Genomic DNA, 9527 nt, shown 5'->3' with positions numbered 1-9527 from the left:
GGCCTCGATCCGCTTGGCGAGCTCGACCTCCTGCTCGGCGTTCAGCAGCGCGACCTTGCCGATCTGCTTGAGGTAGTCCTTGACCGGGTCGGCGGTGGCACCGGCGGTGACGACCTGCTGGACCGGGGCGTCGTCGTCGTCGGCGTCCGAGACGACGAAACCGGACTCCTTGGTCTCGTCCGCGGCGTCGCCCTCCAGCTCGGCCGGGTCGACGTCGGTCTCCTCGGTCTCCTCGACGTCGGGCACGGCCTTGAGGTCGGCCTTCTCGTCGGCCTTCGTGCGCTTGGCCCGCTTGCTGCTCGTCGCGGTCTCCTTCTTGGCGGCCGCCGACTTCTTCGCGGGGGCGCTCTTCGTCGTGGACCTGGTGGTGCTCTTCTTCGCGGCGGACGAGGCCGCCTTGGCCTTGGGCTTCGTGGCGGTCGACCGCGCGGTGCGGGTGCTCGTGGTCTCCTCCACCGCAGCCGCGCCGCTCTGGCCGGTGGTGGCGCTCGCGGCGGACGTGCGGGAGGTGCTTCGGGCGTGCGTCGACACAGAGAGCCTTTCGGAGGGGATTGGGGTTCCGGCTGCTCGCCGGTGCGCTGGCTACAATTATAACTGGCCGGGCCCAGATCTGGGCTCTGGAACGGCCGGTTCTGGCCGGCGCGACCGTCCGGCAGCCGCGACTGTCACCGATGACAACGGCCCGCCGTCACCGTTCATTCCCCGCTGTCTCTCAGAACGTGGACCGCTCCTCCTCGGCCGGGTCCGGCTTGACCGTGAGCACCGGGCAGGGGGCGTCGAGCAGGATGCGCTGGGCGTTGGAGCCGAGGATGAGCTTGCCCACCGGGGACCGCTGCCGCAGGCCGATGACGAGCAGCTCGGCGACGGTCTCCCGCGCGGTGGCGACGAGGTCGGCGGCGACGTCGTTGCCGCGTCCGAGCTGACGGACCTCGTAGGCCACCTCGGCGTCGTCGAGCCGGTCGCGCAGGGAGTCGAGCTGGGCGTCGACGTCGACGTGCTGCTCGTGGCGGGTACGCCGGGAGATGACGACGACGACGCGGACGTCGCGCCGCCGCGCCTCGGCGACTCCGGCCTCCAGCGCCGCCTCCCCCTCCGGGGTGGCGAGGTAGCCCACGACAACCGTCATCAGCGCTCCATCCTCCGGCTCGTGCCGGGACCGTCCGTTGGTGTGACGCTACCGGATCGGCGGCCCGGAGGCCGGTGCGTTGCCGGCGCCGTGCACCCACCCGGGGGCCAGCCGCGCCGCGAGCAGCTTCCCGACGATCTCGGCCAGCCGGGTCCCCGGCACGGCCCGCAGCGCCTGTGCGGCCAGGACGTCCGCGCGCGCACCGTCCCCCTGCCACCAGGCGAGGAAGGCGAGGACGGCGAGCGCCTGCGCCCCGGCACGGCGGGGGACGCACGCGGCCAGCGCCCGCAGCACGTGCTCGGCCGGCCCGACCCGGACCGGGTCGGGCTCCGGCGCCCCGGCGAGCATGACGAGGTCGAGCGTCCCACCGACCGGGTCGCGGCCGGGCAGGTGGGCCGCCGGCGGCCCGACCACCGAGCACAAAACGCCGTCGCGGACGAGCTCGTCGTCCAGGCCGGCGCTGAGGCGACCGAGCTCGTCCGCGGGCAGTGCAGCACCCCGGCGGGCATGTGCGACCAGCGCGCTCCACCGCCGCAGCTCGCCCTCCCGCCAGACCTCCATCTCCCCCTGGTCGGCGGCGGGCACGGCGTCGCTCAGCCCGAACACCGCCCCGGGCACGGGGGCACCGCCGCCACAGCGGGCCCGGACCACGGCGACGTCCCGGCGGGCCTCACGGGCGGCTCGGGAGGCGTGCCGGCGCCGCTGGACGTCCCCGGTCCGGGGCACACCGAGGTGCTCCCGGTCGGCGGCGACGGTCAGGCCGTGGAGCACCATGGTGGCGGCCACCTCCCCCCGTTCCAGGTCGGCGACCTCGCCCGTGGCCGGACCGCACTCCTGCGCCGTGCCCCAGAGGCCGTAGGTGCGGTCCCCGACCACCCAGGGGCCGGGCGGGTCGGCCCAGCCGGTGACGTCGCGCAGGTGCGTCAGCGCGCGAGCGACGACGGGGTCCGCGGCGAGCGCGTCCCGCGGGAGGTCGCAGTAGAGGGCGACGAAGACGTCGCGGGCGCCGTCCTCGTGCATGAGGTCGGCGATGTCGCGCAGCAGCCCGGTGCCCGTCGCAGGGTCGCCGACGTCGGCGAGGTCGGCCCGGGAGACGAGGCCCAGCCGCCCGCGCGGACCGCGCAGGCCGAGCAGGACCACGGAGTTCCGCGGGCGGAACCCGAGCCGGTAGGGCAGCACGGCGAGGAGGTCGTCCGGGCGACTGATCCGCAGCGTCGTCGGGGTGTCCATGACGCCCATGCCACACCCCGGCCGCGGAGGCCCGCCGCGGTGCACCCACCACCGGTGGACGACCTGCCGTGGACGTCGGCTGTGGAGCACTGCCGGCCACCGTAGGCTGCGCTCCATGGCACCCTCCCTCTCCGGCCTGGCCACGCTCGTGTCCGACCGTGTGACGGCCGCCCTGCACGAGCACACCGCCCCATTCCACGGCCTGGCGGGCATGGACGAGCTCCTCGGCGCGGGTGAGGCCCTCCTCGGCGGGGGCAAACGCCTGCGCGCCGCGTTCTGCACCGCCGGCTGGACCGCGTTCTCCCCCGAGCCGGTGGTCGCCGGGTCCGCCCCCGTGCTCGCCGGCAGCGCGCTGGAGCTGTTCCAGGGGGCCGCCCTCGCCCACGACGACCTCATGGACGGCTCGCACACGCGGCGCGGGCTGCCGGCCGTGCACCGCCGCATGGCCGCCGAGCACACCGCCAACGGCTGGCAGGGCGACCCCGAGCGGCACGGCGCCGCGGGGGCGATCCTCCTCGGCGACCTCCTGCTCACCCTCTCCTCGGTGGAGCTCGACCGTGCCCGGGACCTCGTCGACGCCGCCGCGTCCCGTCGCGCCCGGGCCACCTGGGACCTCATGACCGCCGAGGTGGCCGTGGGCCAGTACCTCGACGTGCGCTCCCAGGTGCTGCCGTGGAGCTCGCAGGACGACGTCGACCGGTCGCTGACCGTCGTCCGCCACAAGTCCGCGCGCTACAGCGTGGAGCACCCGCTCGTGCTCGGCGCCGCGCTCGCCGGCGCCGACGACGACGCGCTGGCCGGCCTGCGCTCCGTCGGCCTGCCGCTCGGCATCGCCTTCCAGCTGCGCGACGACGTGCTCGGCGTCTTCGGAGAGCCCGAGGTCACCGGCAAGCCCGCCGGTGACGACCTGCGCGAGGGCAAGCGCACCGTCCTGCTCGCCCTCGCCCTGCGCCGTGCCGACAGCCGGCAGCGGGAGCGCCTGCACAGCAGCGTGGGCCGCCCCGACCTCACCGCCGACGACGTCGCCGAGCTGCGCGACATCCTCCACGCCACCGGCGCGGTCGACGAGCACGAGTCGCTCATCGCCGCACACCTGGAGGAGGGCCTCGCCGCGCTGGAGGCGCTGGAGCTGCCACCGGCCAGCCGGGAGAGCCTCACCGAGCTGGCACGGCTGCTCACCTCGCGGCGCTCCTGACGCGTCTCGCGGCGCCCTGAGGAGCCGGCGAGGTGCCCGGTACTGTCGGAGCCGCATCGTATGGTGACTGTGTCGCCGGTCACCCGGCGCATTCCTCTGCGTCAGCGTCGTCGAAAGGGAATGCCTCCATGCACGAGGTCAAGGCCGTCGTCGTCAAGGCCAGGAACGAGCCCGCCACCGTCGAGACCATCCTCGTCCCCGACCCCGGCCCCGGGGAGGCGCTGGTCGACGTCGTCACCTGCGGGGTGTGCCAGACCGACCTCCACTACAAGGTCGGCGCCGTGGGCGAGGAGTTCCCCTACCTCCTGGGGCACGAGGCCGCCGGTGTCGTCGCCGCCGTCGGCGATGGCGTGACGGAGATCGCCCCGGGCGACCGCGTCATCCTCAACTGGCGCGCGGTCTGCGGCCAGTGCCGGGCCTGCCGCAAGGGACAGCTCCACTACTGCTTCGCCACGCACAACGCCACGCAGCGGATGACCCTGCCGGACGGCACGTCGCTCTCCCCCGCGCTCGGCATCGGCGCCTTCGCGGAGAAGACCCTCGTCGCGGCCGGTCAGTGCACGCGGATCGAGGGGGAGGTCGCCCCCGAGCAGTTCGCCGCGCTCGGCCTGCTCGGCTGCGGCGTCATGGCCGGTATCGGTGCTGCCGTCAACACCGGGCAGGTGCAGCGTGGGGAGTCCGTCGCGGTCATCGGGTGCGGCGGCGTGGGCACGGCCGCCGTCGCCGGCGCTGCGCTCGCCGGCGCGACGACGATCGTCGCCGTCGACCTCGACGACGACAAGCTCGCCACCGCGCGCCGCTTCGGGGCCACGCACACCGTCGACGCCCGCGAGCAGGACCCGGTGGCCGCCATCCGCGAGCTCACCGGCGGCTTCGGCGCCGACGTCGTCATCGACGCCGTGGGCGTCGCCGCGACCTTCGCCCAGGCGTTCGCGGCCCGTGACCTCGCCGGGCGCGTCGTCCTCGTCGGCGTGCCCGACCCGGGCACCGCCTGGGAGATCCCGCTCGACGAGGTCTTCGGACGCGGCGGGGCGATCAAGTCCTCCTGGTACGGCGACTGCCTGCCCAGCCGCGACTTCCCGATGCTCGTCGAGCAGTACCGCCTCGGGCGCCTGGACCTCGACGGCTTCGTCAGCGAGCGCATCGGCATCGCCGACGTCGAGGCCGCGTTCGCGAAGATGACGGCCGGGAAGGTCCTGCGTTCCGTCGTCGAGATCAACCCCGCCCCCGGCGCCTGAGCGGCCGGGGCAGGAAGGAGAGCACCAGTGACAGCACGGACCAGCGCGGACGGCCGCGTGCGCGTGGAGAACCTCGTCACCAGCGGGACCTTCTCGCTGGACGGGGGCACGTGGGACGTGGACAACAACGTGTGGATCGTGGGTGACGACGAAGAGTGCATCGTCATCGACCCCGCCCACGACCCGGACGCCGTCGTCGAGGCGGTGGGCGGACGCCGCGTCGTGGCGATCCTCCTCACCCACGGCCACGACGACCACATCCGCGCCGTGCGGGAGGTCGCCGAGCGGGTCGGCGCACCGGTCCACCTCAATCCGGAGGACACCGTGCTCTGGGAGCAGGTCTACCCCGGCACGAGGGCCGACCGGGACATCTCCGACGGCGAGCGGTTCACCGTCGGTGGGGTGACGCTCACCGCCGTGCACACCCCGGGCCACTCCCCCGGGTCCACGTGCTTCCACGCCCCGGACCTCGGACCGGGCGGGGTGCTGTTCTCCGGGGACACCCTGTTCCGCGGCGGTCCGGGCGCCACCGGCCGCTCCTACTCCGACTTCCCCACGATCATCGCCTCGATCCGGAAGCGGATCCTCACCCTGCCCGAGTCGACGGAGGTGCTCACCGGGCACGGGGAGGCGACGTCGGTGGGAGCGGAGAAGCCCTACCTGCAGGAGTGGGTCGACCGGGGCCACTGACCCGGTGAGCGGCGCTGCGGCCGGCCGAGGAGACGCCGGGCGCAGTGCCGCTCACAGCGCGACGGTCTGGGCGACGCGCCGGACCTCGTGGATGCGCCGCGCCCGCAGCGCGGCGATCGGGGTGGTCCCCAGCTCCTCCCGCTCGGTGAGCAGCCACTCCACCGCCTCCTCGACGGTGAAGCCGCCGTCCTGGAGCTGGATGAGGGTGCCGCGCAGCGCGGGCACGGGCCCCGGGCGGGCCGCGCCGTCCTCGGCGGTGAGGAGGAAGTCCGCGGGCACGAGGACAGGGCCGTCCTCACGCCCGCGGCGGCTGGCGGCGAGCGCGTTGTCGCGGAGCAGGGTGCGCACGTCCCGCAGGCGGATGCCGAGGATCTCGGCCACCTCGGGAAGGGAGTACCAGCGGGTGCCGGATGCGTCGGTCATCCCAGCAGCGTACTGACGTGCCGCCCGTGCGGCGTCCCGGCCGGGTGCGTCGTCTCGACTCGCCTTTACGTCACGGGTGGATAACGCTAGTGTCACACCGTTAACAACAATCACACCAGTCACTACAGTCACGGGCGGCCCGACATGCATGCCGCCGAGACATGTCGTGGAGGACCGATGAAGGCACATGCGCACACCCGCCGTCCGGCACGTCGCACCGGCGTCAGTCTCGCGCTGGCGGCGACCACCGTCGCGGCGATGGCCGTGCCCGCCGGCGCAGCGACCGTCCCCGCGACGCAGACCGTCGGGGCGACCGCGCTGAGCGTCCCGACCCTCCCCCGCGCCGTACCCACGGCGACCTACCGGGTGCGGGCGGGCGACACCGTCAGCGCCATCGCGGCCCGGACGGGGACGAGCGTCGCGGCGATCGTCGCCGCGAACAACCTCGGCCCGGACGCCCTGATCAAGGTCGGCCAGGTGCTCCGCCTGCCGTCGGCCGCCGGGAGCGGCGCCCGGACCGAGGCACCGCGCCCCACCACGACCACCACGACGCACACCGTGGTCGCCGGGGACACCGTCTCCGCGCTGGCGAAGCGCTACGGCACGACCGTCGCGGAGATCGTCGCCGCCAACCGGCTCGACTCGCGGGCCCTCATCGTCATCGGCCAGCGGCTCACCATCCCGGGCGCCACGAGCGCGGTCAGCGCCTCCGGCGGGGCGAGCCGCGCCTCGTCCGGCAGCACCGCGGCCCGCACCCACGTCGTGCGCACGGGGGAGACCGTCTCGGGTCTGGCCAAGCAGTACGGCACCACCGTCTCGGCGATCACCTCGGCCAACAACCTGCGCGACGCCGGCCTCATCTACGTCGGCCAGCGCCTCACCATCCCCGGCGGGTCGGGCTCGGACACCGCACGCACCACCCCGGTGAGCAACGCCCGGAGCACCCCGACGAGCTCCCGCGCCGCGGCCCGGACCCACATCGTGCGCTCCGGGGAGACCGTCAGCGGTATCGCCTCGCAGTACGGCACCACCGTCTCGGCGATCACCTCGGCCAACGGCCTGCGCGACGCGGGCCGTATCACCATCGGGCAGCGGCTCACCATCCCCGGTGCGGCCGGCGGGCAGCTGGTCGGCGACACGTTCCTCGGCCGGACCTACGCCGACGACGTCGTCTCGGCGGCCAACGCCAACAAGGCGACGCTCAACTCGATGGACGTCCCCTCCCGCGCCCAGATGCGCAGCATGGTGCGGGCCACCGCGGAGCGGATGGGGGTGGACCCCGCCCTCGCCCTCGCCGTCGCGCAGCAGGAGTCCGGGTTCGACGCCCGCGCCGTCTCCCCCGCCAACGCGGTCGGCGTCATGCAGGTCATCCCGAGCTCGGGTGAGTGGGCCTCCACCCTCGTGGGGCGCCGGCTCAACCTCCTCGACCCGCAGGACAACGTCACCGCCGGGGTTGCCATCCTGCGCCAGCTGGTCCGCACCGCACCCGACCTCGACACCGCGATCGCCGGGTACTACCAGGGGCTGGCCGGGGTGCTGCGCAACGGCATGTACTCCGACACCCGGAACTACGTGGCCGGGATCAAGAGCCTCATGCGGCAGTTCTGACCCGCGCGGGACACGACGCCCGCGCCGCCTCACCGAGCCACCTCCCGCCCGGAGGGCCGGCCCCACCCTAGACTCGGGGCCGTGCAGCGGACCGTGAGCGACCCCATGCTCGGCCGTGTCCTGGACGGCCGGTACGAGGTGCGCTCGCGCGTGGCCCGCGGTGGGACCGCCACCGTGTACCGCGCGCTCGACCGCCGCCTCGACCGCACGGTGGCGCTCAAGGTCATGCACCCGCACCTCGCGGAGAGCGCCGACTTCGTCGCCCGCTTCCGGCGCGAGGCACGGGCGGCGGCGCGGCTCAACCACCCCGGGATCGTCGCGATCTACGACCAGGGGCACACCGATGACGCCAGCTACCTGGCGATGGAGCTCATCACGGGTCACAACCTGCGCACCGAGCTGCGCCGCACCGGCGCGCTCCCGCTCGGCCGGGCGCTCGATCTCACCGAGGACGTCCTCGAGGCCCTGGCCTGCGCGCACCGGGAGCAGATGGTCCACCGGGACGTCAAGCCCGAGAACGTCCTCCTCGACCGGTCGGGGCGCCCCAAGGTCACCGACTTCGGGCTGGCCCGGGCCGTCTCCGAGGCGACGATGGTCTCGACGGGCACCGTGCTCGGCACGGTGGCCTACCTCGCCCCGGAGATCGTCACCTCCGGGGTGGCCGACGCCCGCGCCGACGTCTACGCCGTCGGGGTGGTCCTCTTCGAGCTCGTCACCGGCGGCCAGCCCTTCGTGGCGGACCAACCGATCCGCGTCGCGTTCCAGCACGTCAACGACGGCGTCCCGCTCCCCTCCTCCCGGGTGGACTGGCTGCCCGCCGAGGTGGACGAGCTCGTCGCCGCACTCACCGCCCGGGACCCCGCCGACCGCCCCGCCGACGCCGACGCCGCGCTCGCCCTCCTCCGCCGCACCCGCGCCGCGCTCGACGACGCCGACCTCGCGCGCCGGGCCGACGTCGACCCCGCCGAGCCGCCCGAGCAGACCGAGGACGACACCGACCCCGGGGCCACCGCCCTCACCCCGCTCTCGGGCAGCACCGTCGCGCTGCCGATCGGGGCGATCGCCCCGGGCGACGCCGAGCCGGACGCTCCCCGGCAGCGCCGTCCGCGCCGCCGTCGGCGCACCGCCGTGCTCCTGGGCACGCTCCTCCTGCTCGCCCTCGGCGGCGGGGCCGGGGGATGGTGGTGGTTCACGCAGGGCCCGGGCGCCTACCTCACCGTGCCCGAGGTCGTGGGCCTCACCGAGGACCAGGCCGTCGACCTCCTCACCGAGGCCGGGCTGGACCTGACCGTCGAGCGCGAGCACCACGACACCGCACCCGAGAGCGAGGTCTTCGCCGCCGACCCGGGTCCGGGTGAGCGGGTCCACCGGGACGGCAGCGTCGCCCTCCACGTCTCCCGCGGCATCCTCATGGTCGAGGTGCCGGACGTCGCCGGGCTCACCCAGGAGGAGGCCGTCTCGGCGCTGACCGACGCCCAGCTCACCGTCGGCACGGTGGACACCCCCTGGGACGACGAGGTGCCCCAGGGCCAGGTGATCTCCCTCACCCCGGCCGCCGGTGAGGTCATCCCCTACAACCAGCCGGTCGACCTCGTCGTGTCAGCAGGCCGGGAACCTGTCGAGCTCGTCTCGGTCGTCGGGGCGGACCAGGAGACGGCCGTCTCGGACCTCGACTCCGCCGGCCTGGGGGCCGTGGTCGAGGAGAGCCACCACCCCAGCGTCCCGGCCGGGCGGGTGATCAGCCAGTCCCCCTCGCCGGGCGACGGCGTCGAGGTCTACCGCGGTGACGACGTCACCATCACCGTCTCCCTGGGCCCGCAGCCGGTCGAGCTGCCCAACCTCGTCGGGCGTCAGGTCGACGCCGCCGCCGAGGAGCTGCGCGCCGCCGGCTTCGAGGTCGAGATCGAGCGGGTGCTCGGCGGCATCTTCGGCACCGTCCGCAGCATGTCCCCGGCGGCCGGGGAGCTGGCCGTCCCCGGCACGACGGTCACCCTCACCGTCGTGTGACCGCCCGTCC

Annotated in this window: 9 protein-coding genes; 5 read left to right on the top strand and 4 right to left on the bottom strand. The window is 74.6% G+C overall.

All coding sequences use genetic code 11. The features are described 5' to 3' along the window. The 3 genes from Q0195_RS10220 to Q0195_RS10210 form a co-directional block, all read right to left on the bottom strand. Window positions 1-456 (bottom strand): sigma-70 factor domain-containing protein (locus tag Q0195_RS10220; protein WP_366518094.1); only part of this gene is annotated, 456 nt, incomplete at its 3' end. Window positions 457-712: 256 nt separating this feature from the next. Continuing rightward, window positions 713-1126, bottom strand: coding sequence for a universal stress protein (locus Q0195_RS10215; RefSeq protein ID WP_299277931.1), 414 nt, complete (start codon window positions 1124-1126; stop codon window positions 713-715). A 48-nt stretch (window positions 1127-1174) separates the two neighbouring features. Next, window positions 1175-2356: a DUF4192 domain-containing protein gene (locus Q0195_RS10210; protein WP_299277930.1), complete on the bottom strand. Its 1182-nt coding sequence runs from the start codon at window positions 2354-2356 to the stop codon at window positions 1175-1177. 115 nt (window positions 2357-2471) lie between these two features. On the opposite strand from Q0195_RS10210, the gene Q0195_RS10205 reads away from it, so the two are divergent. The 3 genes from Q0195_RS10205 to Q0195_RS10195 all read left to right on the top strand — a co-directional run bounded on the left by Q0195_RS10205 (window position 2472) and on the right by Q0195_RS10195 (window position 5479). Next, window positions 2472-3551 (top strand): polyprenyl synthetase family protein, encoded by a 1080-nt coding sequence (locus tag Q0195_RS10205; protein ID WP_299277927.1) that lies wholly within the window; start codon window positions 2472-2474, stop codon window positions 3549-3551. A gap of 128 nt (window positions 3552-3679) precedes the next feature. Beyond that, complete coding sequence (locus Q0195_RS10200; RefSeq protein WP_299277924.1) at window positions 3680-4789, top strand: S-(hydroxymethyl)mycothiol dehydrogenase; 1110 nt, start codon at window positions 3680-3682, stop codon at window positions 4787-4789. 27 nt (window positions 4790-4816) lie between these two features. Continuing rightward, window positions 4817-5479, top strand: a complete 663-nt coding sequence (locus Q0195_RS10195; protein ID WP_299277921.1) for an MBL fold metallo-hydrolase — start codon at window positions 4817-4819, stop codon at window positions 5477-5479. Between the two features lie 51 nt (window positions 5480-5530). On the opposite strand, the gene Q0195_RS10190 is transcribed toward Q0195_RS10195, so the two are convergent. Beyond that, on the bottom strand, window positions 5531-5902 hold the full coding sequence (locus Q0195_RS10190) for an Rv2175c family DNA-binding protein (protein ID WP_299277918.1): 372 nt from the start codon (window positions 5900-5902) through the stop codon (window positions 5531-5533). A gap of 177 nt (window positions 5903-6079) precedes the next feature. On the opposite strand from Q0195_RS10190, the gene Q0195_RS10185 reads away from it, so the two are divergent. Next, window positions 6080-7510, top strand: a complete 1431-nt coding sequence (locus Q0195_RS10185) for a LysM peptidoglycan-binding domain-containing protein (RefSeq protein ID WP_299277916.1) — start codon at window positions 6080-6082, stop codon at window positions 7508-7510. A gap of 81 nt (window positions 7511-7591) precedes the next feature. After that, entirely contained in the window at window positions 7592-9517 is a 1926-nt protein-coding gene (gene pknB / locus Q0195_RS10180; protein ID WP_299277913.1) for a Stk1 family PASTA domain-containing Ser/Thr kinase, read from the top strand. Window positions 9518-9527 lie beyond the last annotated feature (10 nt).

Source organism: uncultured Georgenia sp. (assembly GCF_937958535.1).
In the GTDB taxonomy this organism is placed as follows: domain Bacteria; phylum Actinomycetota; class Actinomycetes; order Actinomycetales; family Actinomycetaceae; genus Oceanitalea.
The sequence above is the reverse complement of the archived record's forward strand: the minus strand, read 5'-3'. Positions and strand labels throughout refer to the sequence as shown.

Excerpts from the sequence above, each read along its gene's own strand:
- Q0195_RS10185 (WP_299277916.1), top strand. The coding sequence starts at position 6,080 with ATGAAGGCACATGCGCACACCCGCCGTCCGGCACGTCGCACCGGCGTC.
- Q0195_RS10190 (WP_299277918.1), bottom strand. The coding sequence starts at position 5,902 with ATGACCGACGCATCCGGCACCCGCTGGTACTCCCTTCCCGAGGTGGCC.
- Q0195_RS10205 (WP_299277927.1), top strand. The coding sequence starts at position 2,472 with ATGGCACCCTCCCTCTCCGGCCTGGCCACGCTCGTGTCCGACCGTGTG.
- Q0195_RS10210 (WP_299277930.1), bottom strand. The coding sequence starts at position 2,356 with ATGGACACCCCGACGACGCTGCGGATCAGTCGCCCGGACGACCTCCTC.
- Q0195_RS10215 (WP_299277931.1), bottom strand. The coding sequence starts at position 1,126 with ATGACGGTTGTCGTGGGCTACCTCGCCACCCCGGAGGGGGAGGCGGCG.
- Q0195_RS10200 (WP_299277924.1), top strand. The coding sequence starts at position 3,680 with ATGCACGAGGTCAAGGCCGTCGTCGTCAAGGCCAGGAACGAGCCCGCC.